Source organism: Psychrobacter sp. DAB_AL32B (assembly GCF_002224105.1).
Classification (GTDB): Bacteria; Pseudomonadota; Gammaproteobacteria; order Pseudomonadales; family Moraxellaceae; genus Psychrobacter.
In genome coordinates this window covers 12,131-39,120 of record NZ_NEXU01000074.1, presented here as the reverse complement: position 1 = coordinate 39,120, position 26,990 = coordinate 12,131, and the positions used below count along the sequence as shown (strand labels likewise).

Genomic DNA, 26,990 nt, shown 5'->3' with positions numbered 1-26,990 from the left:
CTATCATGCAAAATAAAAAAACGCACCCCGAAGGATGCGTTTTTTAGCTTAACTATTTATTAATAGTATTATTTTTTATCTTCGTCTACTTCAGTGAACTCAGCATCGACCACATCGTCGTCTGCTTGGTTGCTCTCGCCAGCATTATCCGCACCTTGTTGGAACTGGTTTGGATCCATACCTTCAGCACCAGCGCCTGCATCAGCATAAATCTTCTGGCTAACTGGCAAGAAAGCATTGTCTAATGCTTCAAGCTTGGCTTTGATGTCTTCATGATCATCTTCTTTCGCAGCTGCTTCAAGCTCAGAGATAGCCGTTTCTACTGATGATTTTTCATCGTCAGATACTTTATCTGCGGCATCTTTTAGCGCTTTTTGTACCGCATGGATACGACCATCTGCTTCGTTACGTACTTGCGCTAAATTGGCGAATTTCTCGTCTTCAGCAGCATTGGCTTCAGCATCACGAATCATTTGTTCAACTTCTTCGTCCGACAAACCAGAATCCGCTTTAATTTGGATACTTTGTGCTTTACCAGTACCTTTATCAGTCGCTGAGATATTCATGATACCGTCAGCGTTGATGTCAAAGCTGACTTCGATTTGTGGCAAACCACGTGGTGCTGGTGGAATGTCCGTTAAATCAAAACGACCAAGCTGTTTATTTTGGTTGGCAATTTTACGCTCGCCTTGATAAACCTGAATGCTAACCGCTGGCTGGTTATCTTCAGCCGTTGAGAATACCTGTGATTTCTTAGTCGGAATCATGGTGTTTTTCTCAATGATTGGCGTCAAGATACCACCCATGGTTTCGATACCAAGCGTCAATGGTGTCACATCAAGTAGCAATACGTCAGTTTTTTCACCAGACAATACCGCACCTTGAATAGCCGCACCCGCTGCTACTGCTTCATCAGGGTTCACGTCTTTACGTGGCTCTTGCCCGAAGAACTCTTGTACTTTTTGCTGTACCAATGGCATACGAGTCTGACCACCAACTAAGATGACATCATCAATATCGCCGATTTTTAGGCCCGCATCTTCAAGGGCAATTTTACAAGGACCCATCGTACGTTGTACTAATTCTTCCGTTAGGCTCTCAAGTTTCGAGCGGCTGATAGTAACCACCAAATGCTTAGGACCACTGCTATCAGCAGTAATATATGGCAAGTTCACTTCAGTGCTTTGGGCACTTGATAGCTCAATTTTCGCTTTTTCTGCCGCTTCTTTTAGACGCTGCATCGCAAGAGAATCACCTTTTAGGTTGACGTCTTGGTCTTTTTTGAACTCGCTTACTAAGAAATCAATTAACGCTGAGTCAAAGTCTTCACCACCAAGGAAAGTATCACCATTGGTCGCTAGTACTTCAAACTGCTGCTCGCCATCGACGTCAGCGATTTCGATGATTGATACGTCAAAAGTACCACCACCTAAGTCATAAACAGCAACTGTAGTATCGCCTTTCTTTTTATCCATACCATAAGCAAGAGCGGCGGCAGTTGGTTCGTTAATAATACGTTTTACATCAAGACCAGCGATTTTACCCGCGTCTTTAGTTGCTTGACGTTGTGAATCATTAAAGTAAGCAGGTACGGTAACAACTGCTTCAGTAACCGCTTCACCAAGATAGTCTTCGGCTGTTTTTTTCATTTTTTTCAAGATTTCAGCAGAAACCTGTGGTGGTGCCAGTTTTTTGCCGTTGATCTCTACCCATGCATCACCGTTATCAGCTTTGGCGATTTTGTAAGGTACCATGCCGATATCTTTTTGTACGACTTTGTCATCAAAACGACGACCAATCAAACGCTTGATGGCAAATAACGTGTTGTTTGGGTTGGTTACCGCTTGACGCTTCGCTGACTGACCGACAAGGATCTCATCATCTTTATAAGCGACAATCGATGGTGTGGTACGAGTACCTTCAGCATTTTCGATGATTTTAACTTTATCACCTTCCATCACTGCAACACATGAGTTGGTTGTACCTAAATCAATACCAATGACTTTACCCATAATTAATTACTCCTAATTTGTTTTTAAATTAAATATTTATACATCCAGACCTTAGGTTATATAAACCTATTCGATCACTTGTTGCTTTATATCGGTTTACTTATGCATTTTTTCAAGTCATTCACGGTATGAAACCCCCTTTTATGTGATTTTTTGTCAAAAGCCTTACTAATAACAAGGTTTAGTACCGTTAAAAACTGATTATTTATTATCTATAGTATTTAAGACTGACGTAGCAATGCGATTGTCTTAAAATTACTGTCCGACACGCACCATAGCTGGGCGCAATAGACGACCATTCAAGCTATAGCCTTTTTGTAAGACCGTACCAACCATATCTGCTTCAGCTTCTGGGTCGATACCGACGGCTTCATGAAAATCAGCGTTGAACTTCTCGCCTTGTGGGTCAACCATTTCGACGCCATTTTTATTCAGTACATCAAGCAATGCTTTATGCGTCAGTCTTACGCCTTCAGTCACTGGATCGTCTGCATGAGCGCTTTCAATCGCGCGCTCTAAATTATCGACCACTTCTAATAGCTCTTTGGCAAATTTCTGTAGCGCAAAACGCTTACTCTTATCTGCCTCTTGTTCAATACGCTTTTGCGCATTATAAGTTTCAGCATTGGCACGGGCGGTACTTTCTTTAGCTTGTTTAACTTCACCTTCTAGCTCAGCGATACGGGCTTTAAAAGTATCAAGATTAATGTCGTTTTCGATGACACTCTCTTCACCTGAGTTATTCTGTGGATCAAATTCTTTCAAGGTTTCTTCTAAGATACTCTCTTCGTGTACAACGTTATCGTGTGAAACATTGTCGTGTGAGATATTTTGGTCAATCGATTCGTGGTTGGTGTTTTGCTCGCTCATGATAGCTCCCTAATATTGATATAATAATGATGGACTTTATAAAACAAAAAATTGGCTAATTGCTATCCCTAGTGTGTTTATCAATAGCTTATAGGCTTATATTACTTGATTAACCTTTATCACTCATTGTTTTTATAGATATCTTTCAATAGCTGATTGATAAAGGTTGCAAGGCCAAATTTCAAGCCTAATACGAGGAATTTTTCTTAATACTGACAAATGCTAGGCAGATAGAGACAAATACTCGCTAAAGTGCAAAAAAAGTGCCATATACCGTGTTTGTCTTTATTGTTAATTAAAATACTTTTTTGCTAACAAAAGGTACAAAAAGCCGTCATTTATTCCAAATCATTTACGCTTTGTACCCAAACTATTACCAAAGAGTGCTCAACTTAATTTTTGATTGTCTTATTATGACTGTAAATATAATTAATTAAACACAAGTAAACGCTGACTCATAGCATAACTAAAAATAGCAATGTTATGACAGTGGATGCTGGTAATGATTTATAAGAGGTGTTATGTCTAATTCAACAGTATTGTCAGTCAACACCTTACTTAATAAAGCGGTGAAGACACTGAACCTAACGTCTTTAGGTCAAGAAAAAAGTGCGGGAAAAACAAACTGTCATCAACAAGTTGATAGTAATGAGCCAGAGAATATTAAAGTAGAAAGCGCTAGAATAGAAAGTATTGAATTGCAAGCTACCGATGATAAGTATCTATCTATCAAGGATAAGATGCTAGGTCATCACTTAATGACAAACTACCAACCGCATCTGTTGCATTATGCCATAAAAGGCATAGGCTGCTTGCCAACGCCTGTATTAGAAAGTTTAGTCGATTATTTGAATGGTCCTAATTCTAAGCAATACATGCACGTCGATGCCCATCTACGCTTAATTCTTGCAATCAATGGCAAGCTTAAAACGCCTTTACACCTTGTAGAAATGACCGAACTACGTAAACGATTTGCCACAGATGCGGTAGCGATGCAAGCACCAAAGGTATGGCAGCAAGCCAGTGACAACCTCTTTAGCAATATTAAGCCGTTTGCTAAAAAAGGTGAGAGTTCTATCCGTTGGCAAGACAAAACGATTGCCAATGCTGACGACGGTGATATGACGCTTCGTTGCTATCAAAAACGAGCTAATGCTACTGGCTTTGGCTTTAAAAAAGCACAACAACACAATCCTGATGAGACGGTTTTATTGTTCTTTCATGGTGGTGGGTTTTGTATCGGTGATATCAATACGCACCATGAATTTTGTCATGCCGTTTGCGAGCAAACTGGCTGGCCAGTCGTCAGTGTTGATTATCGTTTAGCGCCTGAACATCCCGCTCCTACGGCATTAAGAGATTGTATTGCTGCTTATGCTTGGTTGGCTGAGCATTGTCAGTCACTTGGCGCCTTGCCATCACGTATCGTATTAGCTGGTGATAGTGCTGGTGGCGGGCTATCGACTATGATTGCGCAACAAATCATCAGTCCGAGCAAAGATGCTTGGTGTGATTTGGGTGCTGAAGGTCAAAAAACCTTTGATATATTGCAGCGCTTACCATATCCAATGGCGCAAATGCCTTTGTATCCGGTGACTGATATTGAGACTGATTATCCGAGCTGGGAATTATATGGTGAGGGTTTATTGTTAGACCACGCTGACGTTGCGGTTTTTGATGCTGCTTGTTTAGAGAATAGTCCGCTACCGCGTCAGCATGTTCTTACCTCACCTATGCTAGGTGATAATCGACAAATTTGCCCTACTTATATCGTCGCTGCAGAATTAGACGTATTGCGTGATGAAGCGTTTGCTTATGCTAGCCAATTAAAAGACTATGGGGTGGCTGTTCAGACCTATACTGTGGTTGGCGCACCACACGGATTTATCCATTTTATGAGCGTTCATGCAGCGCTTGAGCAAGAGACTAAGCATATCATTAACGGTTTTGCGAGGTTTGTCCGTGAAGTGATAAGGACACAAGCTTTGTTAACTGCCTAGCTATTGATACGTTCATATAATTTCATCAGTATTTTTACTAGCAGTGTTGCCAGTAAAGGTAATTATCCAAACCTCAGAGCGTGACCCTAAGCGAAATGGTATGCCCCAAAAGCCGTAGCCTGAGGAGACAACGAAGTGGCCGTTACCAATAACTTCATGACCATAACCCAAACGATTGATGGCGCTTACGATAAAGTTAGCGGGAAATATTTGACCATTATGAGTATGCCCTGAGACTTGTAAATCAACCGGTAATTGACTGTGCTCGATAATATCGCTAGGCCGATGGTCTAAGAGTATGACAGGCTCTGCTATATTGACTTGTGCTAGCAGCTCAGTCGTTGCAACACGCTGACGTTTATGATTATCAAAACGCCCTATCAGCCAAATAGACTCGCCTTTATGCGTCAGGCATATTACCTCATCATTTAGCAACTGCACGCCAGCCTCACGTAAAGAATCACTAATCGGCTGCTCATGACCATATAAATCGTGATTACCTAAGGTCGCATAGATACCGTATGGCAAACTGCTCACAAGTTTTGCTAAGTTTTCTGCCATATGATAAGTGTTAAAAGCTTGCGTATCATCATCCATAATATCGCCCGGCATCAATAAAATATCTGCTTGATGCTTATTAACCATAGTGTGCAGCTGCTTAATAGCCTTATTACCGAATAAGCGACCTAAATGCAAATCACTGGCTACCGCGATACGTAGTGGATTGGTCAGCGGTTTATTAATCTGAATAGACAGCTCGCGCACAACTGGCATATAAGCACTATATAAAGCGTAAACGAATAGCCCTATAAAAAATAACAGCGCAAAAATGCGTAATCCAATAGTAAGCATTTCTCCATCAATAAGCGTAATACCGAACAAGCTATTTAAGAGCCAATAGCCGCCATATAATAGACTGGTAGATAAAGCCGTCAGCATCATAAAATGCATGACTAACATCCAACCACTAATCCAACGATAGCTATTAGCTAATAATTTGGTGACGCTCAACAGTAATAGAAGATTGGTAATAGCAAATACTGCCATCCACACCGCAATAGTTGCTGATGCTGGTTGCGATGTGAGCCAAGGCTGTAGCCACCACTGTAAACTGAGCGCAGCGGCGACACTAAAAAGTTGTAGCAGCGCAATAATAGTAATGATAAAGGCGTAACGCATAAGCCAATCCTTGAGTACTGTTATTCTAAGGCGCTTTTGTTCTAAAGCGCTATGGTATTAAAGAAATTTAGATTAGGTTAAGAAAATAAAAGAGCCATTAGCAACGAATAGAAAGCCTCTACTATATTTATATAATAGTAGAGGCTTTTAGTATGCGTGTTACGTTACTTATCTAAAATAACTTATGGTGCAGACTGTAACGTAATCATCCATATCTCAGATCGTGTACCCAGCCTAAACGGCACTGCCCCAATACCATAACCAGAGGTCACCAAAAACTGCGTATCATTTGTCTGCTCATAACCATAAACTAGAGGCGTGAACCATTTTAACAATAGGGTTAAAGGAAATATCTGACCACCATGCGTATGTCCTGATAGATGCAAATCAACAGGTAAACCCTGTATTTCTTCTAAAGCATCAGGACTGTGCTCCAAAAAAATCACAGGTTTTTTGCTCTCAACCTTAGTTAACAAATCTGCCGCAGCTGGGCGTACAGGGTCTGTCACATCTGAACGCCCGACCAATAATACTGAATCGTCCAACCAGACACTTTTATTATCAATGACCTGTATACCTGCACACTCAATTGCTTTGGCAATAGCGACCTCATTACCAGAATAGTCATGATTGCCTAAGGTTGCATAGACACCAAGCGGCGCTCTTAATTTTGATAAATGCTCATGCATATTGGTTTTTTCATAAGCATCAGTAGAATCATTCATGACATCACCGGCGATGACCACCACATCAGGACGTTGCGCATCTATTAGCTTAACCATTTTATCTATCTGCCGATTACCAAACCACCTCCCTAGATGCGTATCAGAAACCAAGGCAATTTCCATTGGTTTATCTAAAACTTTATCTGTCGTTACCGTCAGACGATGTACGACTGGCGAATAGGCATTAAATACCGCCAAGCTCACAATACTGATATAAACGACAACGGCAAACGCACGGATGATTATTGGTCGTGGTTTTCGTTTAAAAATCTGAGCATAAACTACTGCAATTACAGCCGTTATGCAGCCAGCATAAAACATAAAACCTTGCAAAATACTAACAACCAGATAAACATGGAAACGCTCATGCCAAAATTCACTGAGCCCATACATAAGACATAAATTATTAAGCACGAAAACACTTAACACTAAGCTTATTCGCCCAAAGCGATATTTCGGCTTGATTAACCACCAAAGAATAATGCTGGTCATAATAACTAGCAACTGCGTAAAAACAATAAAAAACCACATAGTAAAATCTAACCAGATAAAGATAACGCTATCTTACGTTAAAAATTTGATGTTCTGAATATCGTGTCTTTTTTTCCACGAAAACTTCATTAATGAAAATCCTTCAATTTTATTTTTGTTTAGGTAGTACTAACCAGCCTGTAACCACTGCGCTGAAACCACCAATAAAGCCATACACAGACATACCCCTTAATGCTCCCAAGAAGCCTTCGGTGATAATCATAAAACAAGCACAAGCGAAGCCGCTAAAAAAACCAATTATAAATAGTGGTATTATTTTTAGTATTGAATCAAAATATATTTTAAGTTTAGTGATAATTAATGCAGCGATAAGAGAAGGTATTAACCCAGCAAAGAATCCGACCACAATAACTAGCATGATGAGCACAATCGCCTCAAGCCCATATTCTGCTACTTCTCCTATTTTTTCAGTGAAAATCATAGTGATAAGTAATATTAAAAGCATGCCAATACTACCTACTACCCCGCCTAATAATAGATATTGCGCTATCACTTTCCATTTAGGATAGCTAGATGCAGTGACTGTAGTGCTGACCTCAATGTCACTCATACACATCTCCATTTAGGTTTCACATGAAACAACAACCATATAATTAATAACTATGTTTCACATGAAACAGTCACTTAATTACTCACGACTTCTGATTTTCTAGCGCTTGTTTAAGTGTCGGCTGCTGGAATTCAAAACCATTATCTAGCAATGCTTGCGGCAATACTTTTTGCCCATCAATCAATAGCGTCGACATCTCACCAAACATTAGCTTAAGTAAAAACTCAGGTAAAGTAAAAAAGGTCGGACGATGTAACCATGCCCCCAATGTTTTAGTAAAAGTATGGTTGGTCACTGGATTCGGCGCAGTCAGATTATAAACGACGGCTGGCGTATCATTTGCTGTCTTTAGCGTATTATCGTGTGTGGTGGAGTTATTATTTTGCCCAGCATTATTAGTAGCATTTTTGACAGCAAGATGCTGCTCAATAATAAATATCGCTGCCCCTACCCAATCCTCGCGGCTTATCCAACTCATGATTTGCTTGCCATCACCCAACTGTCCACCGACGCCCATTTTAAATGGTGTTAATAGTTTGCCGAGCATACCGCCTTCAGGATGGATAACCACACCGGTACGCACGATAGCCACAGGCACGCCATATTCGATTGCTGTCAATGCTAATTGCTCCCATTTATCACATAATTGATGAGCAAAATCGGTTTCAAAACTACTGCTTTCGGTAAGGGGCTTGTCACTTTGTGCACCATACCAGCCAATCGCTGAACCGCTGACCAACAGTTTGGGTTTAATACTGCTGCGGGCAATGAATGACAATAATGATTCAGTAGGTTTCATACGGCTGGCAAGCAATTGCTCTTTACGAGTATCACTCCAACGCGAGTCGGCAATCCCAGCACCTGCTAGATTTAAAATCACATCAAAGCTTTTATTAGAACTTGCAAGCTCATCATAGGTCATCATATTGATATCATTAGGGTGTACTTGACTGCTATCACGCGTCAGCCAAGTAATATGTAGCGCTTTATTTTGTGCACGGTAACGTGCCATTATCTTGTCACTAAACTCACTACCCAAAAACCCTGAGCCACCACTGATTAAAATATTCATGTCCTACTCCCTGTATGCGTTATTTTCATCTTTATTATTTAGTAAAACTTAAACTATCATAACCATCGTCTTCTTTTTTAGCGCTGATATCAAAACCACTTTTACATGCTTTTGGTAAAGCTATGCAGCCAGCGATAGCTGAGTTGATAGCACCAAACAGCCCGACACCAGCCATAAAAGCCAACAGCACGCCAACCTCTACCCATGAGTTGATGCCTAAATATAGGACAATTGCACCCATATAACTTGCTGAGATTATAAACCCAACTAAGAACGTCTTGATTATACTTTTATGAGCGCCGCGCCATAGCTTTTGACTAGCGATGATAACGCCCGTTAATAAAGCAGGGATAAAACCCAATAAACCGACGTATACTAATGGCTGATAACCAATTTGGGCAAAATCTGCTTCTCGAAAGATAAACAATAAAGCCAGCTCTGCAATTAATCCACCAACTATGCTACCAAGCCCTGCAAACAAAATAATCACTGGTAAGTAAGGATAAGCACCTAAATTATTATTCGCTTTCATTATATTTATCCTATTAACATTCGTCGTTAATTGAGTATAAATAGTGCGTTGGTAGCGATGATGAATTTGCTATGAAGAACTGATGAATAAAGAATTGATAGTACGAAATTTTTCGTTGATATTTAGCGAAATTTCAGGCAAAACGCTTGCGAATAGGACATTCACTATCATCATTATTTTGATACTTATCTTTCAATTTATTCCAACGATTATTAAGAAATTCCATGATAGTAGCCATTGTTGGCAATACATGCTGTTTGGTCAGGTGTGGCGCTGCCGCATCTAAACGCTTGGCGAGCGCCGGTAAATGATTGGATGGCACGGCAGGGAAAAGATGATGCTCTACGTGATAGAGTAAGTTGAAGGTCAGCAAGTTGACCAATGGATTACGCTCAGTACGAGCGATCGTCTCATCACAATCATGGTGTACGCCCCACACGGCAATGATACCGACGCTGGCATTGGCCAATGTCATGGTCAGTATGTGATACATCAATATTTGCGCTAACATAGCAAGAGCAGGAATAGTAAAGGCGGTCAATACGAGGGCAACCAAGACGACCAAAGCAATCAAACCAAACTCTAAATACGCGATACGCTGATTACGACGACTACTTAGACGCAGTCCTTGGCGATAAATATCCAGTCGGTAAGTGACACCACCTAACATCGCTCGCCACCACGATACTTTTGCCAGACTGCCCTCAATGTCACTGTCGCCCAATGGGTCACGATGATGCGCCATGTGAGTGGCTCGAATGCTGTGCAAACTGGTCATCAAGAGCACGCTAAGTAACAGCAATATCCCAGTAGTCGTGCGTTTACCCGTCCCTAAGCTATGATGATAGCCATCATGAGCTTGGCGAAAAGCCGCGGCAAAGAATAAATAAGAAGCGCCGCACGCTAGTACATACCAAGATTGACTGGCAAACCACCATGACAGCAATAAAAATGGATAAGGCAAAATAATATTATAAGCAATTTGACCGCGAGTTAGCTGGCGCAAGTCTTGCCACTGCACTACGTTGATCGCATTTTTAATCGCTATGCTTTTATTATCCTGTGTGTTATTCGCTTTCATATGACACATCCATTTGTTATTACTATGAAAAGAGCTAATAAAACTTCAATCTGTTACATAAATTTCTGTCATAACAGAAACGAATATTTAAATTTTTTATTTTAAATAAGCTATGGCACTATTAACGCACCACTAACGTAAAAATTTTTTAATACTAGCACCCAATTTCAATATCTTTTTAAGTGCGCTTGTCGGCAATCTAAGCATCTCAGAAGACCAAGTAGTCACGGTCTCAACAAATTCTTGCGTCTCACGAATACGAGTTTTTACTTCACTATTCTCATGCTCAAACTCAGGGCTGTCCATCAACTCTTGTAAAAACTGCACCGTTGGCTCCAGTTCGCGCTTTTGCCTTTCAACGACAATGATGCGCGCCAACTCCCAAACATCGGTATTGGTGGTAAAATGATCACGACGATCACCCAATATCGAAATCTTTTGTACTAACCCCCAGTGCTGTAGTTCTTTAATACTGTTTGAAACGTTAGAGCGCGCAACGCCAAGCGTTTCGGTTATTTCTTCAGCATTTAGTGGTTTACCGATAATAAATAACAGCGCGTGAATCTGCGACATGGTGCGATTGACACCCCACTGCGAGCCCATTTCGCCCCAATGTAAAATAAATTTTTCGGTCACAGGATTTAGTTTCATGATTACTATCTACTCACTATCTTGAATAATTTGGTTATCTTAATAATTCATGTTGCGCTATTCTTTTATTTCTGTCAAGAGTGAAATTATAAAATATTACTTATTGTCTAATAGCTAAATGTGTTTTAACGCAATATTAAGCCTGTTGTCGCGTCACATATTTGACTGGGTAAGGTATAACCTAATGTCTCAGCTTGTAAGTAACTGATTTGCTCACCAAAATAAGCATATGCTTCAATAAAGTTAATCGCTGGAGGTTGAGCTGATGGGTTGCAGCTTGTGGAAACCAAGAGTCCAAATTGATTATGGGCACTGACCAGCTGTTGGCAGAGCTGACGGATAATAGGATGACTAATAACTCTAACAGCTACAGTTTGGTGCTGACCTGTGATCCAAGGCGGAATAGTCACAGCAAGCGTCTGCGGGATAGGTAGTAGCCACGTATGAGCTTGCTGATATTGTAGGTCTATATACTCACTATCTATCTGCCAGCTTTTTAGAATAGGGTTGAGTTGCGCCTCATTTAAAGGGTCTAATAAAGGTGCTAAACGCTCTATGCTATCAGTAATAACGATCATGCCTTTAGCTTGTGGACGTTGTTTGATGGCCAAAATACGCTGAACGGCTTTTTTATTATAAGCGTCACAGCCAATTCCCCACACGCTCTCGGTTGGATAAGCGAGCAGCTGTCCTTCTTTGAGCCACTTAGCAGCTTGAATGACAGAATCAGTGATGAATGATTTGGATTGGCTCATAGCTTGAACGTTCAGGATGATAGAGAAGTAGGCGCTAATCATAGCACAGTGGAAAGACTGACTAAGATAGTGATATTTAGAAATCAATAGAATGTTTTTAGAAAGTTAAAAGTATTGCAATATAAGACTAAACGCGTAGATAACGCCCGCCATGCACACTGACAACACCCAGCAACTCAAGCTCCATTAATTGTCCAATCAGCTGCGGTGGCGCAAGCTTAGTAGTTACGATAAGCGCATCTAAATCTTGCCCATGCCAATCAAGCTGCTCATAAGCGAGCGTTAAATGCTCAGGCACGACAACAGTACTAGGAGGAGATTTGATATTAGAAGCTAATGGCTGACCCTTAGCTTTGCCAACGCTTCGGTCTATATCTATAGAGTTAGAAGGCTGACTGCTAGGCGATTGATTGTTATTCGATGCATCGTTATCAGATTTAGGTAGGTGTGTTGATGCACGTGAATCATTGTTATAGCCTAATTGACTATTAACATCTTCGAGTACTTGCTGAGGATGATAAATCAAGGTTGCGCCTTCACGTATCAAATGATGACAGCCCTCAGCATTACTATTATCAATATGACTAGGAATGGCAAAGACTTGCTTGCCTTGCTCAGAGGTCAATCTAGCAGTAATCAGCGAGCCACTTTGAATCGTAGCTTCTGTCACAATAGTCGCGAGGCTCAGTCCAGCAACCAAACGGTTGCGCCGTGGAAAGGTATGTTTATGCGGCTGGGTATGCGGCAACAATTCACTAATGATACAGCCGCCTTGGTCGATAATTTGAGAAAATAATTTATCATGATGGTTGGGATAATTGACATCGATACCCGTGCCCATGACGCCAATAGTACGACCTTGAAATTCAGAATCCACCTGCGCCAATGCGCCAAGATGAGCGCGTTTATCCACGCCCATAGCCAAACCACTGGTGACGATATAACCCGCCTGCGCTAAATATTGTGCCATATCAAAGGTAGTTTTTTGCGCATGTGCGGTAGGTTTTCGGCTACCGACGATAGCGATTTGTGCTTGATTCAAACGCGACTTATCACCACGATAAAATAATAGTGGCGGTGGATCATAGATTGCTAGCAATTGCGCAGGATATTCAGGCTGATCGGCAAATAATAGACCATAACGTCTCTCTATTAATGCTTGTTGGATTTTATCGATACTGGCACGCGTTTGCTCTGGCTGTTCATGACGCGTTAGGTGGGTATGGTGAATACCCAACTGCCGCCATGCTTCTACTTTGGCTTGCCAAGCAAGCTCAGCATTACCGAAAGAAGTAACAAGCTTATAATAAGCAGATAATGACGCATTTACCTCAGACCACAGCGCCAGTACTGCACGCTGATGATCTGATAAAGAAAGGGAGGATGCCATCATAATCACTTGGCTCGTATAGGCGGACTTAGGGTTGTTTTCAAAAGTAAGCTTTATATATGCTTTATAGATAAGCAGGTGGCAGTAGCTGATCACCAACGCTGAGAGGTAGCTCCGACTCAAGCACATAAGCGTAGCTGATATTATCAAAGGTGTTGAATACCATCACCATGCCAGTAGGCTCACTCGGCAAGCGTACAGGCGTATCATTGTCTTTGATATCGCGTATGACCGCCCCTTTTTGATAAACGGTTAACACATCGCCCGGCTTGGCACCGTGCGTGCTACCTAAGTTAATAGCAACCACACTACCCTTGGCAGCTGAACTGATAGAATCCATGACGCGGACGATCATACCACCGCGATTAACAGTTGCTGGCGTCGGATAAAACACTGGCGGGATAGCATTATCGAGCTCAACAAAAACCCGATCACCTTCACGAACTTCTTTGCCATAGCTATCAATAAGCTGCAAGCTCGTAACACCATTGGTTTCTGTAGAAGTGACCAAGCCAGTCGCTACCTGTGTGACTTCTAAACCTATAACCTTTTGAGTCTTAGGTTCGACATACATCTCGCCTTCACGGTAGATGCCATAACGCTGACCAACGATAAGTGGCACGCCTTTGGCATAGACTTTATCACCACTTGCAGTGATTAAGTTACCTTTTTTAGAGGCAAGTATATATGGTGTGGTATTAAAATCTTGCGGATTGACAATAAGTGTCTTATCGAGCCAATGCTGAATAGCAGACCATGGAATAGGTGGAATGCTATTAACCGATGAGGTAACAGCAACCGTGCTAGCAACAACATTACCTGTTAGTTGTTTTTCGACCCCAGCACAACCTTCGCCAGTGTCCACACCAATCAACGTCTTACCTTGAATCACACATAGAATCAGAATATCATTAGGATAAATGAGATTGGGATTTTTGATTTGCTTATTGGTTGCCCAAATCTCTTTCCAGCGCCATGGACTGTCTAAATAGCGTCCTGATATATCCCATAAAGTATCGCCTTTTTTGACAATGTAGCGATTGGGTGCATCTGCCTTGATGGTTGGCGGTGGATTATTAGCGTGGGCAGTGCTCATCAGCATTGCACCACTAAAGGTCGTAACCAATAGCGCTTTTGCGATATTTTTTAAGCTCATCTTCATTGTTATATCCACAATATGTAACGCTGTTAGCGCCATAATCACCGGTAATTAAGCCTATTAATTACTCTGAATATTTTATCACTATTTAAAAATAACGATAAAAACCAAGGGCATTATTGACTGATGTGATTGACGGGTATGATTGCTAAAAAAGCGTCTAGAACAATAATGACTCGCCGACGCTATTTCCAATATTACAATTATATCCACCATAACACAATCATAAACACTTTATTACAATAGCGTAACCTTTAATTTGATATTAATCTTAATGAGCTATGTGAATATCTAGAGTTGTTAAGCTGGATTTGGCGTGATGTGTTGACGGATTTGCTCGGCGACCAACTCAGCGTTATTATCGAGTATCACCACGTGTTGCGGTAAACTTTCCAACCCTTCTGTATGGGCTGGGCGGGCAATATCTATTTGACCAATTGCTTCGATGATAGTCTCAGCAAACTTAACTGGTAATGCCGTTTCGGCACAAACAATCAATTCACCTTCGCGCTGTAATTCTTTAGCGACTTTAATACCGTCAGCTGTGTGCGGATCGACTAGCTCACCATGTTCTTCATAAAGCGATTGAATGGTTTGCAAGCGGTCGCTATGGGTAGATTTACCCGCAGCAAAGCCATAACGCGTATTAACCGCCTCCATTAGTTCAGACAAGTCAAAACCTTGACCCGACTTTACGCCTTCAAATAACTCCTGAACGCGATCGCTATTTTTATCGAGTAATAAATACACAAAACGTTCAAAGTTAGAGGCTTTAGAGATATCCATCGATGGGCTTGAGGTCACATAAGTTTTATCGGTCGGACGCGGCTGGTAAGCACCCTGGTTAAAGAAGTCATTGAGCACGTCGTTTTCGTTAGTCGCAACGATTAAACGCTCAATTGGTAAGCCCATCTCGCGGGCGATGTGACCAGCGCAAATATTACCAAAATTGCCTGATGGTACGCTAAAGCTGACTTTTTCATCGTTGTTTGAAGTCACGGCGAAGTAGGCTTTAAAGTAGTAGACAATCTGCGCCAGTATGCGACCCCAGTTGATAGAGTTCACTGTACCTAAGTTATAAGCCGCTTTAAATTCAGCATCTTGTTGTAAAGCTTTGACAATATCTTGGCAATCATCAAACATACCATCGATAGCGATATTATGGATATTATCATTCGTTAAGCTATACATCTGCGCACGCTGGAATTCACTCATCTTGCCATGCGGTGATAGCATAAAGACTTCGATGTTGTCTTTACCACGCAAGGCGTATTCCGCCGCACTACCGGTATCGCCACTGGTCGCGCCGATGATGGTAATACGTGCGTCTTTTCTTTTAAGCACATATTCAAAAGCATTGCCCAAGAACTGCATGGCTACATCTTTAAATGCCAAGGTCGGACCATTTGATAAGCCTAAAATGTATAAATTATCTTCGAGCTTGCGTACAGGCACAATCTCTTCACTACCAAATATATCAGCGGTATAAGTGCGCTCAATAATATCTTGTAAGTCAGCCACAGGAATATCGGTCGCAAAGCGCTGCATAATCGCCATGGCAAGCTGTGGATAGCTAAGCGAGCGCCATTCATCAAGCGTCGCACTATCAATGTTTGGATAATGCTCAGGCAGCATCAGACCACCGTCCGGTGCAAGACCCATCAAGAGTACATCACTAAAATCCATCGGCGCTGTCTGACCACGGGTACTGATATATTTCATTAGATTGTCCTGTCTACAATAATGTTGTTCAATATTTAAAACGGTTTATTCAGCAGTTTTGTGCAGCAAGGCATAATAAAAACCATCACCACTGTTGCTATCAATAGGCAAGCATTGACGACCAATAGTTTGCGCGATACCCCAGCTGCAATCTTCGCTAAATTCAATCGCTACTGCATCATCATGATGACTAACAAAGCCCTGCATTTGCTCGACGTTTTCTTGCTTTAAAATAGAGCATGTTACATATAATAGATAACCACCGGCTTTCAATTGTGGCCATAAGTTATGCAAAATATCGGCTTGTAATAATGCGGTTTGCTCGACGTCTTCTTCGGTACGCAAGATACTGATATCAGGGTGACGGCGAATCACGCCAGTCGCTGTACAAGGTGAATCAAGTAATATAGCGTCAAATACAGATTCGTTTTTATCTTTTTTACCAGCGCCTTGCCATCTGGTGGCATCGGCACAGACAATTTTTAGCTCAATTTCTTTTTCAGATTGCTGTAAATCTTGCTGTGTTAAATTCAGACGCTGTAAATTTTCATAAATACGCTCGATACGCGGCGCTTCATTATCGATAGCGGTTATCTTGATTTTAGAAATCGTAGACGTTACTTCTGCATCGCTTTGTTTCACGTGAAACAAAGGCGACTGCTCAGCTGAACTTATGAGTTCTAACCAATGAGCAAGCTTACCACCAGGTGCTGCGCAAGCATCTAAAATATGCAGCTCGGCATTTTTAGTGTCGCTATTAGCGCTGTCAGCATTATCATTCTCAGCGCTAATCTTATTCATCAAAGCTTTATGAATAAGTGGTGCAGCAAGCTGAGCATGCATATCTTGCACGCTGGCAGCACCTTCGGCGAATTGTGGCAAAGCGCTGACTGCTGTACTTTGATGTAGTCTTAGACCTTTGGTTGATAGAGCCATAGATGTAGCTGCATCTGACGAGTTAGGTAAGTTGAAACCGCTCGTTAGCTCAACCAAATCCGCCTCAATCTCTGTCTCTACCAATGCTTGCTGATAGCTATCGACAGAAGTAATAGAAGCATTCACGCGTAAAAACATGGGCGCAGGTTGACGTAAACCTTGCATCAGATCGTCATACTCCTCGCTCCAATCTTGCTTGAGCTGATAGGCAAGCCAATTAGGTAAGCTGTGTTTTTTATCACACTTCTTACGGAATTTACTGGGGTTCTTAGCGACTTTACGCAAGATGGCATTAATTAAACCAGTCGCATGAGCAAACCCAATTTCTTTCGCTGCTTCAACCGTTTCATGAATCGCCGCATGATCCGCTACTTCTAAGTATAACAATTGCACCAAACCTACTTGAATAGTGGTACGAACTTCTTTTTCATCAATGGGGTTATCAGCCAGACTATCCAGTAGGCGCTCAAGGGCATACCATTGACGCAACGTGGTTAGTAGCAACGCATGGGCAAAACCTTTGTCACCATCGTGCAGACTGTTTAATAATGGGTCAAGAACGCTTGCGAGTGATTGACCGTTTTGAATAGCCAGTAAAGTTCGAATCACGCGGACGCGGACGCTACCATTCATAATAAGGTTGCTTGACGGTTTAAGTTTATTATTTCTAGGCGCAGTGCTGGTTTGTCTCATTAAATTGGATTTCCTTGACGTATGATGAATAGCGTCTTGTGCAAGTTGGATTATTTATAAGTAAAGTAGGTTAAATTATTTCGGATCTGTCGTGAACTGGTCACCATCGTTTAGCTGATTGCCATGACAGATTTGCTCAGCTGTCATCGGCTTACCACCAGCAAACTGTAAATTGGTTATGGCTAAAGTACTGGCTAGCTGCCTATCAGCAGCAGTTGTATTATTAGTAGTTTGCTCAGCATTATTCTCTTTGCCACAGGCAACTAAAATCGCTTTACGCCCAACACTGATAACGGTACCAGCAGGCTTCTCGGTTTGCTGTGAGGCATTAACAGGCAAGCTGGCTAATATTTTAACGCGCTGCCCTGCTAAGAAAGTGTAAGCACCCGGCCATGGTGTCAATCCACGGATTTGCCGCTCAATCACAGTAGCAGGTTGCGTCCAATCAATTTCACCTTCAGTTTTAACGAGTTTTTCAGCATAATTAGCTTGGCTGTCATCTTGAGCAATAGCCTGTGCTTGATAGTTGGCTAAGTCCTGTAGCACCGTACTGATAGCGGTCGCACCAAGAGCAGCCATCTTATCATGTAGGCTGGCAGCCGTATCATTAGCCTCAATATTAGCGCTCACTTTATAAAGCATGTCACCCGTATCCAGCCCTTTATCCATCTGCATAATAGTAATGCCTGTCTCATCATCGCCAGCCAATAGTGCACGATGAATTGGCGCTGCACCGCGCCAGCGCGGCAATAATGAAGCATGAATATTTAGGCAACCATAAGTAGGTGTGGTTAATACCCCAATAGGTAAAATGAGTCCATAAGCAGCTACAATCATGAGATCTGGCTGATAAGTACGCAAGGTCTGCCGCGCCGCCAACCCTTCTGTGCTCGATTTTTTAAAGGTAAGAGGTTGCTCCACAGCGATATCATGCGCCAATGCCACTTGCTTTACGGCAGAAGCAGCCAGTTTTTGTCCGCGTCCTGCCTTGCGATCAGGCTGGGTATAGACGGCGACGATGTCTATATTGAGCGCTTCTTGCTGCTTAATTAATGCCTCAAGGCTGATAGCAGCAAACTCCGGAGTACCAGCGAATACCACTCTTAATGGGTTATTACGCTGCAGCTCGTCAGCAATCGTTGGTTGCTGAGGCTCAGTAGTATCAAAGGTTGAATCAGGGGCGCAAGCAAGTGTCGTCATAGTTAGGCATTATTGATAAGTAATTGCCCTATTATAGGTGAGTTTGTAGCGTTGTGCCATGATTGTAATAGCCTCAATCAAGCGCTACTAATGACGCTATTTATCTTTATAATAGCAATAAGACCTCGTCTCATTTTTTGAATTGTCATATAGCGCTTATTTATCCATTAAGGAGTGACAAGCAAATTTAACAGAGATATCGAAAATTCACTATATGCCATCATGCCGACTTAAGGTCATGCCTTTATGCAACAGTTTCAGTCTCTACAACGCTTGCTGATTTTCTATACTTTGACACTGCTGGCCATGTTGTTATTGTATTATTTCACGATGTTTTATGAGATGAGAAATGATAGCGAACAGCGCAGTGTAGAGGCTTTTCATTCATTGCAATATGAGATTACTGAACACGCCAATCCTATAGATGCTGAGATCAAAGAAATATTAAAAAAGCCCTTTTTTAAAGATATTAGTTACCAGCTAATTTTTATGCTGCCGTCTGGTCAAACGTATATTCACCGCTATACCCAGCCTAATGAGGATGAATTTACTGGCATCATGTTTCCTAATATTGTCACCTCGTTGCAATCGGATAGTCGTATTCATAGTGCCTATACGCTCACCAATCATAGTTTAGTAGGAAGTATTAAGCTTGACAGTGGTCATAAGATTTATACGATATTGCGTCATAAACCGCTTGATATTAATTGGATATCTTATCGCTATTGGCTTCCGTTAATGACAGCCATCATGTTTTTTATCTTAGCGTTACTTTATACGTTAAAGCGCCGTGCCAATTGGGAAAAGCTACTACTTTATACCGACAATTTAAGTAGCCACGCAAAAGATGGCTATACCCCACCACCATTTATTGAAAAAGGAACCACGCCTGAGTTTTTGCAATTAGGTCACTCACTCAGTCGTATAAACTATCAGCTGCATAGCAATCATCGCCGTATTACCACGCTTAAGCATCGTTTAGAGCGTTTGGTTGATCACGCACCGCTACCCATGCTGATGATTATGAGACATGGTCAGATTAGCTTTTTCAATCAACGTTTTGAGCAGGTATTTGCGACTTTGTTTCAAAGTGATAGCAACTATCATCTGACAGATTTCGTCTTTTCTGAAGATACCTCTACTCAATTATTGCTACAAAAACTGGCGAATCTTCGTGTGACACGCACATTGATGGTCTATGGATTGGTGAATAAAAAAGCCTATCAATTGCATATTACACCGTGGTTTGGTGAGCATGGACAAGTTCATGGCTTTACCGTACTACTCAATAATATTAATGAGCTGGTCAATCAGACTGCGGACTTACAACAAAAAAACCTGCAAATGCAACGACAGTTGGATGAATTTAACACACTCAAATCAACCATGGGACGTGATTTACGCCTGCCATTAGAGGCGATGATTGACACGCTCGAACCCATTGATCCCACTACGTTGACGGCCGATCAGAACCAAACCTTAGATACCTTGATTCAAGCCAGTCACTCTATGCTCATCATGCTCAATGATATGTTAGATATAGGGGAGATAGAAATTAGGAAAAGCCGTCTTAACATTGAGCCAGTCGACATTTATAGAATCGGACAACAGGTTAGTCATTTATTGGTAGATAGTACAAGGCAGCAGGGGCTTGAGCTGCTGTACTTTTTTGCCCCTGATTGTCCGCGTTGTATTAATACTGACCCTAAGCGTCTGCAACAAATATTACGCAATTTATTAGATAATGCCATCAAACACACTCCTGCTGGCTATGTTGCACTTACCATCGAAGCGGTTAACGGCGCACAGTTATCAAACACCAAAGACGGCGACGACGGCTTAATACCGGTAAATGAAAGCAATAAAACAAACCCATCACATGACTGGGTTCGTTTTAGCATACAAGATAGCGGAATAGGGTTAGAGACAAGCAAGCAAAGTCAATTGAACACTTATTTTAATCAAACGCTTAAATCAGAAGACAATCGAGCAAATAATCGAGCAAACAATCAGGCATATTTGCAAACAGAGAGTAAAACAAGCCTTCAAATTCTTCAGAAAGGCATTGGACTAAGGACTGCTCATAGTTTTTCTAAATTATTAGGCGGCTTTATCGAAGTACAAAGCACGCCCAATTTAGGAAGTACTTTTAGTCTTTATTTACCTTGCCGGCATCCAAATTATCAACCTATCTACCATCTCAACCCTCATTTAAAGCACATTCATCTCATCGCTATTATCAATCAACCACTTGCCTCTGAGCATTTACAGCGCTTATGCAAGCATTTATCCATACCAGCGACCATTTCCACTGCTGTAAATAGAGCGTCCTTACAACAGTTAACAGATCAGTTGGCACAAAACGAACAGACACTCGCCCCTATCCTACTGCTGGATTACGAATATTATGAAAGCCTCACTATCGCTTTATCCAATCAGATAAAAACTGATAATAAAAATATAAATGATAAACAGCTAATCCATTTAAAAACTGAAGTAGAAGACCTCGAAGCGAATGCTCTAGAGGGACAACTTAACTTAGAAAATCAGGCATCTAGAAATATTGATAGACAATATATTTTGAATCATCTACTGGCTAAACCATCGCTACCAAAGATATTACTGAGTATGAAACTTGAGCGCCGCATTCCTTCTATGTTATTAGATAAATGTGACGGCTTTTTAACCAAGCCGTTGGATGCGACATTATTGCTATCTGAGCTACTGCGCTTGACGTTACCCATCAGGCAGGCACTCATACCACAAGCAAGTATTAAAGACGATAATAGCCCATTAGCAGCAGATAATGCTGCGAGCGAAACGCTATCATCTCTTATTTTAGTGGTCGAGGACAGTCCAACCAATCAGAAAATAGCCTGTAAAATATTAGCCAAACTCGGCTATCGTAGTATCGTGGCAGAAGATGGTCAGCAAGCATTAAATGCCTTACAAGCACAGCGGCAAGAGATTGCTCTTATATTAATGGATTGCCGAATGCCGGTGATGGATGGACTACAAGCGACCCACGCTATTCGAGCGCAAGGCGATGACATTCCTATCGTTGCACTCACTGCGAATAATACTGAAGAGGACCGTGCTGCATGCTTAGAAGTTGGAATGGATGAGTTTTTATCTAAACCGATTAATAAGAACAAGCTTCAAGAGGTCTTAGAGATCCTTATTAAAAATTAATAAGCCTCTAAAACCCATGATTGAGTTCAGTGAAGATATAGTTGTCACCTACTGGGCAGGAAGCCCAATAGAGGCTTCGAAAACATTATTCTATTAACACTCTATTTTTTGAAGTGGATTAACTAGACATGACTCACTTCATAAAGCCATTGTCTGCTAAAAAAGCTTCGGTAATAGCGCTTTGCGGACTGCTGGTGTTGTTCGTGTCCGTATGTGACTTAGTTAACAAACGTTCTAAATAGCGAGCCACAATATCTACCTCCACATTGACCTTGTCTCCTACTAACCAATGCTGCGATATATTCGTGATTTGAGCGGTATGCGGAATGATATTGAGAGAGACGATATTGTCACGTACTAAATTGGTGGTGAGACTGATGCCATCAAGAGTAATTGAGCCTTTAGTCGCCGTGTAGTGCGCTAGCTCCTTTGGTATCTCGATTTCTATATAAATAGAGCGCGCATCCTTTTGTAGTTTACTGACCATTCCTACACCATCGACGTGACCGGCCACAATATGACCGCCAAAACGTGTGGTCGGAAGCATAGCCTTTTCTAAATTCACAATATGACCTGGCTTCAAATCTTCTAAAGCGGTACGAGCGATAGTTTCACGTGAAACATCAACAGAGTAATAATTACTGCCAAAGTCTACAACCGTTAGACAAATACCATTAGAAGCAATAGAGTCTCCCAACTTCACATCGCTGAAATCTAATCCAGCAGACTCTATCGTTAAGCGGATATCGCCACCCATGGGTTGCATAGATTTAACTTTTCCGACACTTTCTATGATTCCAGTAAACATATTGACCTCTTGTCATTATTGTATAGTCGATCCACTATAAAACAAACACAGTGCTACTGGGATAAGTATTGCGCAGCATCTGTCTGCGCAGGCACAGCAAGCAAGGAAAACTTATATCAGTAGCGCGTTATAATATTTGTGCTTATTTTATTTAGGACTGACTATATTGTCATTGTAGACGGTATTTTTAATTTGAGCACATTAGTAATATTAAGCATCTAGCATACAACTAAAATAATAGTGTGAGTCACGACATAAGCTCTGCTAAGACTAATGATGGGATAAACTGTGGATAAGTAAAGATAAATCTTTATATATTGGTATAAAAACCTTTATTTTTAAAGAGTTATCCACAATCGAACTGTTTCTTAATATCTATCTTGAATACTGTCAACTTAAATCTAAAGTACTGATTAATAACGGGTTATTTAATAACACTAGTAGTGATTATAACTAATCTGTTTCGTGTGAAACAAAGTTATACACAGTTTCATGTGAAACCCGTATTAAAAACCTATATTTATCCACACTTAAAGATTCTGCATGGTTTTTTGTGGATAAGTCATTGAAAAATAAAAAGCTTTATGCTGGCAGCAAGGTAAGCTTAAGATCAGTACCAAGCTGTTCATGAGTATGAATATCAAAGCGTAGCTGCTGCGCTAAAGACAATGGATTGATATCAACCATAGGTCGTGCTTGGTGACCTAACAGGCACGGCGCTTGATAAACAATCAGCTCATCTACCAGCTGTTGTTGCAAAAAACTGCCAGCAACGCTAGCGCCCGATTCTATCAATACCTCATAACACTGGTAATCACTGACCAAAACCTTTAACAATTCACTCAAGTCATCTTTACGCCAATAGAATGTGTCAGTACGACGGCATAATTGATAGTCAGATTGTAAATGATGCTCTAGCCGTTCTCGCCTATCAAGCACCACCACCATAGGGTTCGGAACTTGCTCAGGCGCTACACCCAATTGGTTAGAGCGCACGTTTAATTTTGGGTTATCGACGATAATGGTTTCGCTACCAGTAATAATAGCGCCACTCTGCGCCCGCAGTTTTTGGACATCTTCGCGTGCTGCTGGACCAGTAATCCACTTGGATTCCCCATTTGCCATGGCTGTACGACCGTCGAGACTGGTGGCAATCTTCAGTCTCACATACGGCATTTGCGTACGCATCGCCTTCAGAAATCCTTTGTTCAAAGCCTCTGCCTGTGTCGTTAGCACGCCTACAGTGACCTCAATGCCCGCTTGCTCTAACAATGTCACACCGCGACCCGCAACTTGTGGGTTTGGATCTAGACCCGCGATGACGACACGTTTCACACCAGCTTCAACGAGAGCCTGCGCACAAGGCGGCGTACGCCCCGTATGACTACAAGGCTCCAAAGTCACATAAGCAGTAGCCCCCACGGCTCGCGTACCTGCATCTTTTAACGCAAAAACTTCAGCATGTGGCTCTCCAGCTTTAGGATGAAATCCTTGACCGACCACTTCTTCTGCTTGGACAATCACACACCCTACCGCAGGATTTGGTCTTGTGGTATACAAACCACACTTTGCCTGTTCAACGGCAAGCATCATAAAGTAGCGGTCTTTTGCATATTGCGAGTGGCTTAAGTTTGGCATAAGGGTGGACTTAATAAATAGGTGGTCATTATTATTGAGAGGCTTATCTTATAAAATAAGCATGGTAAGCTTGAAAAAAACCTAAGTAAGAAAGGTTATATGCTTTATTTATCAATGGGGCGAATGTTGGCAATTTCTTGATGAAAAGCGTCGATATCCTGAAAGTCACGATAAACACTGGCAAAGCGCACATAAGCGACGTCATCCAGTATTTTAAGCTCGCTCATGATAATTTCACCTAAGACTTTACTACTAACCTCACGCTCACCCATTTGCCGTATGCGCTTTTCAATACGGCTAATCATCCCCTCTTGCTCATCGATGGTAATAGGGCGTTTTTGCAGTGGTAATAAAATCGAGCGCCGCAGCTTGTCATTATCATAAGGTTCAATCTTACCGCTTGATTTGATGATACGCGGCATCACCACTTCGACTACCTCAAAGGTAGTAAAGCGTTCTTGACAGCTATTACATGAGCGGCGGCGACGTACTTGCGCACCTTCAGCTGCAAGCCGTGAGTCGATTACTTTTGTCTCTGACGCATTACAATAAGGGCAATGCATACGGCTTTCCTTGTCTTAATATTAAGCACAATAAGAGATGCTAATGACTTCAAATGTTTGTATGTAAAGACTTATCAATGGAACTCATCTTTTAATAACAAACCATCAAATTACTTACCAATACAAAAGCTGCCAAAAATCTTACCTAATAAATCGTCTGCGCTGAATTCACCAGTAATCTCAGCCAAACTTTGCTGGGCCTGGCGCAAGCTTTCAGCAACTAACTCCCCCGCTTTGAAAACCGTTAACTGCTCATGAGCTTCTGCTAAATGCTCAGCGGTTCTTCTTAAGGCATCTAAATGCCTAGTACGAGCGATTAAGCTATTTTCTGGTGGATGGAAACCTACTTTAGCACACAAGGTTTCGACTAAGTTATCAATACCAGCACCTGTTTCACATGAAACATTAACTTGTTGGTAATCTCGCTTATTAATTTCTAACTGAGAAGCAGAAGTCATTTTTTCACTGCTACCATCGTTTGACAGACCGCTTAATAAATCGCTTTTATTGGCAATGATTAATAAGCGCTTGGCTTCTGGCAACTCACCAAATAGCTGCTCAGCCAACTGTAATGGCGTACTCTCTTCTTCAAGGTCACGGGTGACGTCATAAACCAAGAGCAATATATCAGCCTGGGTAATCGCTGTACGCGCACGCTCGATACCAATACGTTCTACCGTATCTTCCGTATCGCGTAAGCCTGCCGTATCAGTCAAATGTAGCGTCAAACCATTGAGCACCACAGTTTCATGCAGGGTATCGCGCGTCGTACCCGCCACCTCAGTGACGATAGCACGCTCTTGACCTGCCAGACGATTAAGTAAGCTTGATTTACCGGCATTCGGTCTGCCTGCCAGTACCACATGAATACCGTCACGCAATAGCTGCCCTTGCTTTGCCGTTGCCAATACGTGCTGTATTTTTTCTTGTGTTTGCTCAAGCTTATCTTGTATAACCCCATCGGATAAAAAATCAACATCTTCTTCATCCGGAAAATCAATCGCCGCTTCAACATGCAATCGCAAGTGAATCAATTGCTCAAGTAACTGGTTAATCTTTTGTGAAAACTCACCGCTAAGCGAGCGTATGGCACTACTGGCAGCGGCGGCGCTGGTTGCATCAATAGCATCAGCGATGGCTTCTGCCTGCACAAGATCTAACTTATCATTATCAAAAGCACGGTAGGAGAACTCTCCAGCGTTTGCTTGTTTTGCACCCAGCTCGAACGCTCGCGCTAACAACTGGTTTTGTAAAATCATGCCGCCATGCCCTTGCAGCTCGATGACATCTTCACCGGTGAACGAGTGCGGACCCTTAAAATACAGCACTAAACCTTCATCAATGACCGTACCATCAGCCTGATAAAAACGACAAAAACTGGCCATACGTGGCTTGAAAGCAGACTTACCAGTAAGCTCACAGGCGATGTCATACGCACGCGCACCGGACAGACGAATAATCCCGACACCCCCACGCCCCAGTGGTGTTGCAATCGCAGCAATTGTGGGTAGGCTCGACAAATCAGAATCTTTAGATGAATCAGGGGCGGCTAACGCCATCTCTTGGGAATCCACAATCACTCTCAATAACTAAAAGTTCCATTATAGACGGCTTGGCGCACACTGACAAAGCAAACTTTAAAGGGTGGTATGTTGCTATTATTAAAGATGTCAAAAACGATACAGCACTGCTGGGATGTTTTTTCGCAGT

The 26,990-nt window shown here is 41.8% G+C and carries 21 protein-coding genes; 2 read left to right on the top strand and 19 right to left on the bottom strand.

Features of this window, described 5'->3' with window-relative positions; translation table 11 throughout:
* Window positions 1–68: 68 nt before the first annotated feature.
* Both dnaK and grpE read right to left on the bottom strand, forming a co-directional pair.
* Window positions 69–2,012 (bottom strand): molecular chaperone DnaK, encoded by a 1,944-nt coding sequence (gene dnaK / locus CAN34_RS09035; protein WP_089555369.1) that lies wholly within the window; start codon window positions 2,010–2,012, stop codon window positions 69–71.
* Between the two features lie 255 nt (window positions 2,013–2,267).
* Window positions 2,268–2,882, bottom strand: a complete 615-nt coding sequence (grpE, locus tag CAN34_RS09030; RefSeq protein ID WP_089555368.1) for a nucleotide exchange factor GrpE — start codon at window positions 2,880–2,882, stop codon at window positions 2,268–2,270.
* Between the two features lie 521 nt (window positions 2,883–3,403).
* Here grpE and CAN34_RS09025 point away from each other — a divergent pair.
* Window positions 3,404–4,882 (top strand): alpha/beta hydrolase, encoded by a 1,479-nt coding sequence (locus CAN34_RS09025; RefSeq protein WP_089555367.1) that lies wholly within the window; start codon window positions 3,404–3,406, stop codon window positions 4,880–4,882.
* Window positions 4,883–4,894: 12 nt separating this feature from the next.
* Here CAN34_RS09025 and CAN34_RS09020 read toward each other — a convergent pair whose 3' ends face one another.
* The 13 genes from CAN34_RS09020 to fmt all read right to left on the bottom strand — a co-directional run bounded on the left by CAN34_RS09020 (window position 4,895) and on the right by fmt (window position 19,079).
* Window positions 4,895–6,061 (bottom strand): metallophosphoesterase, encoded by a 1,167-nt coding sequence (locus CAN34_RS09020; protein WP_089555366.1) that lies wholly within the window; start codon window positions 6,059–6,061, stop codon window positions 4,895–4,897.
* 182 nt (window positions 6,062–6,243) lie between these two features.
* A complete protein-coding gene (locus tag CAN34_RS09015) occupies window positions 6,244–7,200 on the bottom strand; it encodes a metallophosphoesterase (RefSeq protein ID WP_254423143.1) in 957 nt (318 codons plus the stop codon).
* Between the two features lie 226 nt (window positions 7,201–7,426).
* Window positions 7,427–7,888, bottom strand: a complete 462-nt coding sequence (locus CAN34_RS09010; RefSeq protein ID WP_089555364.1) for a hypothetical protein — start codon at window positions 7,886–7,888, stop codon at window positions 7,427–7,429.
* Between the two features lie 82 nt (window positions 7,889–7,970).
* Window positions 7,971–8,960 carry an epimerase gene (locus tag CAN34_RS09005; RefSeq protein ID WP_089555363.1) on the bottom strand — a complete coding sequence of 330 codons (990 nt, stop codon included), beginning with the start codon at window positions 8,958–8,960 and terminating at the stop codon, window positions 7,971–7,973.
* Window positions 8,961–8,994: 34 nt separating this feature from the next.
* Complete coding sequence (locus CAN34_RS09000; protein ID WP_089555362.1) at window positions 8,995–9,492, bottom strand: hypothetical protein; 498 nt, start codon at window positions 9,490–9,492, stop codon at window positions 8,995–8,997.
* Between the two features lie 133 nt (window positions 9,493–9,625).
* Complete coding sequence (locus CAN34_RS08995; RefSeq protein ID WP_089555361.1) at window positions 9,626–10,573, bottom strand: fatty acid desaturase; 948 nt, start codon at window positions 10,571–10,573, stop codon at window positions 9,626–9,628.
* Between the two features lie 132 nt (window positions 10,574–10,705).
* Entirely contained in the window at window positions 10,706–11,224 is a 519-nt protein-coding gene (locus CAN34_RS08990; protein ID WP_089555360.1) for a GbsR/MarR family transcriptional regulator, read from the bottom strand.
* 125 nt (window positions 11,225–11,349) lie between these two features.
* Window positions 11,350–11,979, bottom strand: coding sequence for an L-threonylcarbamoyladenylate synthase (locus tag CAN34_RS08985; protein WP_089555359.1), 630 nt, complete (start codon window positions 11,977–11,979; stop codon window positions 11,350–11,352).
* A gap of 127 nt (window positions 11,980–12,106) precedes the next feature.
* The gene (dprA, locus tag CAN34_RS08980; protein ID WP_174668357.1) at window positions 12,107–13,372 is read right to left on the bottom strand and encodes a DNA-processing protein DprA; all 1,266 of its coding nucleotides are present in this window, start codon (window positions 13,370–13,372) and stop codon (window positions 12,107–12,109) included.
* A 61-nt stretch (window positions 13,373–13,433) separates the two neighbouring features.
* Window positions 13,434–14,531, bottom strand: coding sequence for a LysM peptidoglycan-binding domain-containing protein (locus CAN34_RS08975; RefSeq protein WP_254423142.1), 1,098 nt, complete (start codon window positions 14,529–14,531; stop codon window positions 13,434–13,436).
* 297 nt (window positions 14,532–14,828) lie between these two features.
* The gene (gene thrC, locus CAN34_RS08970) at window positions 14,829–16,250 is read right to left on the bottom strand and encodes a threonine synthase (RefSeq protein WP_089555357.1); all 1,422 of its coding nucleotides are present in this window, start codon (window positions 16,248–16,250) and stop codon (window positions 14,829–14,831) included.
* 45 nt (window positions 16,251–16,295) lie between these two features.
* Window positions 16,296–17,879 carry a transcription antitermination factor NusB gene (locus tag CAN34_RS08965; protein ID WP_089555356.1) on the bottom strand — a complete coding sequence of 528 codons (1,584 nt, stop codon included), beginning with the start codon at window positions 17,877–17,879 and terminating at the stop codon, window positions 16,296–16,298.
* Window positions 17,880–17,954: 75 nt separating this feature from the next.
* Complete coding sequence (gene fmt, locus CAN34_RS08960; protein ID WP_089555355.1) at window positions 17,955–19,079, bottom strand: methionyl-tRNA formyltransferase; 1,125 nt, start codon at window positions 19,077–19,079, stop codon at window positions 17,955–17,957.
* Window positions 19,080–19,325: 246 nt separating this feature from the next.
* Between fmt and CAN34_RS08955 the strand changes: the two genes are divergently transcribed.
* Window positions 19,326–22,271 carry a response regulator gene (locus CAN34_RS08955; protein ID WP_089555354.1) on the top strand — a complete coding sequence of 982 codons (2,946 nt, stop codon included), beginning with the start codon at window positions 19,326–19,328 and terminating at the stop codon, window positions 22,269–22,271.
* A gap of 133 nt (window positions 22,272–22,404) precedes the next feature.
* Here the strand turns inward: CAN34_RS08955 and CAN34_RS08950 are convergent, their stop codons facing one another.
* The 4 genes from CAN34_RS08950 to mnmE all read right to left on the bottom strand — a co-directional run bounded on the left by CAN34_RS08950 (window position 22,405) and on the right by mnmE (window position 26,839).
* Window positions 22,405–23,079, bottom strand: coding sequence for a riboflavin synthase (locus CAN34_RS08950; RefSeq protein WP_089555353.1), 675 nt, complete (start codon window positions 23,077–23,079; stop codon window positions 22,405–22,407).
* 582 nt (window positions 23,080–23,661) lie between these two features.
* A complete protein-coding gene (ribD, locus tag CAN34_RS08945; protein WP_089555352.1) occupies window positions 23,662–24,717 on the bottom strand; it encodes a bifunctional diaminohydroxyphosphoribosylaminopyrimidine deaminase/5-amino-6-(5-phosphoribosylamino)uracil reductase RibD in 1,056 nt (351 codons plus the stop codon).
* Between the two features lie 104 nt (window positions 24,718–24,821).
* Entirely contained in the window at window positions 24,822–25,280 is a 459-nt protein-coding gene (nrdR, locus tag CAN34_RS08940) for a transcriptional regulator NrdR (protein ID WP_089555351.1), read from the bottom strand.
* Window positions 25,281–25,390: 110 nt separating this feature from the next.
* Window positions 25,391–26,839 carry a tRNA uridine-5-carboxymethylaminomethyl(34) synthesis GTPase MnmE gene (gene mnmE, locus CAN34_RS08935; protein WP_089555350.1) on the bottom strand — a complete coding sequence of 483 codons (1,449 nt, stop codon included), beginning with the start codon at window positions 26,837–26,839 and terminating at the stop codon, window positions 25,391–25,393.
* Between the last annotated feature and the right edge of the window lie 151 nt (window positions 26,840–26,990).

Bases quoted from the DNA above. Each gene is read 5' to 3' on its own strand.
- CAN34_RS09025 (WP_089555367.1), top strand. From the start codon at position 3,404: ATGTCTAATTCAACAGTATTGTCAGTCAACACCTTACTTAATAAAGCG.
- fmt (WP_089555355.1), bottom strand. From the start codon at position 19,079: ATGACGACACTTGCTTGCGCCCCTGATTCAACCTTTGATACTACTGAG.
- CAN34_RS08995 (WP_089555361.1), bottom strand. From the start codon at position 10,573: ATGAAAGCGAATAACACACAGGATAATAAAAGCATAGCGATTAAAAAT.
- CAN34_RS08950 (WP_089555353.1), bottom strand. From the start codon at position 23,079: ATGTTTACTGGAATCATAGAAAGTGTCGGAAAAGTTAAATCTATGCAA.
- thrC (WP_089555357.1), bottom strand. From the start codon at position 16,250: ATGAAATATATCAGTACCCGTGGTCAGACAGCGCCGATGGATTTTAGT.
- ribD (WP_089555352.1), bottom strand. From the start codon at position 24,717: ATGCCAAACTTAAGCCACTCGCAATATGCAAAAGACCGCTACTTTATG.
- mnmE (WP_089555350.1), bottom strand. From the start codon at position 26,839: ATGGCGTTAGCCGCCCCTGATTCATCTAAAGATTCTGATTTGTCGAGC.
- nrdR (WP_089555351.1), bottom strand. From the start codon at position 25,280: ATGCATTGCCCTTATTGTAATGCGTCAGAGACAAAAGTAATCGACTCA.
- CAN34_RS09005 (WP_089555363.1), bottom strand. From the start codon at position 8,960: ATGAATATTTTAATCAGTGGTGGCTCAGGGTTTTTGGGTAGTGAGTTT.
- dnaK (WP_089555369.1), bottom strand. From the start codon at position 2,012: ATGGGTAAAGTCATTGGTATTGATTTAGGTACAACCAACTCATGTGTT.
- grpE (WP_089555368.1), bottom strand. From the start codon at position 2,882: ATGAGCGAGCAAAACACCAACCACGAATCGATTGACCAAAATATCTCA.
- dprA (WP_174668357.1), bottom strand. From the start codon at position 13,372: ATGATGGCATCCTCCCTTTCTTTATCAGATCATCAGCGTGCAGTACTG.
- CAN34_RS09000 (WP_089555362.1), bottom strand. From the start codon at position 9,492: ATGAAAGCGAATAATAATTTAGGTGCTTATCCTTACTTACCAGTGATT.
- CAN34_RS08985 (WP_089555359.1), bottom strand. From the start codon at position 11,979: ATGAGCCAATCCAAATCATTCATCACTGATTCTGTCATTCAAGCTGCT.
- CAN34_RS09020 (WP_089555366.1), bottom strand. From the start codon at position 6,061: ATGCGTTACGCCTTTATCATTACTATTATTGCGCTGCTACAACTTTTT.
- CAN34_RS08965 (WP_089555356.1), bottom strand. From the start codon at position 17,879: ATGAGACAAACCAGCACTGCGCCTAGAAATAATAAACTTAAACCGTCA.
- CAN34_RS08990 (WP_089555360.1), bottom strand. From the start codon at position 11,224: ATGAAACTAAATCCTGTGACCGAAAAATTTATTTTACATTGGGGCGAA.
- CAN34_RS08955 (WP_089555354.1), top strand. From the start codon at position 19,326: ATGCAACAGTTTCAGTCTCTACAACGCTTGCTGATTTTCTATACTTTG.
- CAN34_RS09010 (WP_089555364.1), bottom strand. From the start codon at position 7,888: ATGAGTGACATTGAGGTCAGCACTACAGTCACTGCATCTAGCTATCCT.
- CAN34_RS08975 (WP_254423142.1), bottom strand. From the start codon at position 14,531: ATGAAGATGAGCTTAAAAAATATCGCAAAAGCGCTATTGGTTACGACC.